This is a genomic window from Halomonas sp. ND22Bw, assembly GCF_003011945.1.
GTDB lineage: Bacteria > Pseudomonadota > Gammaproteobacteria > Pseudomonadales > Halomonadaceae > Halomonas > Halomonas halophila.
Genome location: NZ_PXWD01001110.1, coordinates 1 through 262 on the forward strand (window position 1 = coordinate 1; position 262 = coordinate 262).

A 262-nucleotide genomic window follows, 5' to 3' on the forward strand; every position below is an offset into this window, starting at 1 on the left:
CCCGAACCAGCTCCGCGCCGCCGCTGGGGACGACTGGCCCTGATGATCAGCGTGCCGTTGCTGCTGGTCCTGGTGGGCGGGTGGATGTGGATGACGTCGGGTCGCTACGTCAGCACCGACAATGCCTATGTGCAGCAGGACATGACCTCGATCAGCCCGGACGTCAGCGGGCGGATCGTCGCGGTCAACGTGCGTGAGAACCAGCGCGTACGCGCGGGCGACGTGCTGTTCCGCATCGCCCCCGAACCCTATCGCATCGCGC

The 262-nt window shown here is 67.6% G+C and carries 1 protein-coding gene; it reads left to right on the plus strand.

Annotated elements, in window-relative coordinates; all coding sequences use genetic code 11:
• Nucleotides 1-42 precede the first annotated feature (42 nt).
• Nucleotides 43-262: biotin/lipoyl-binding protein (locus CVH10_RS21620; protein ID WP_219924973.1), on the plus strand; the 220-nt coding region annotated here is incomplete at its 3' end.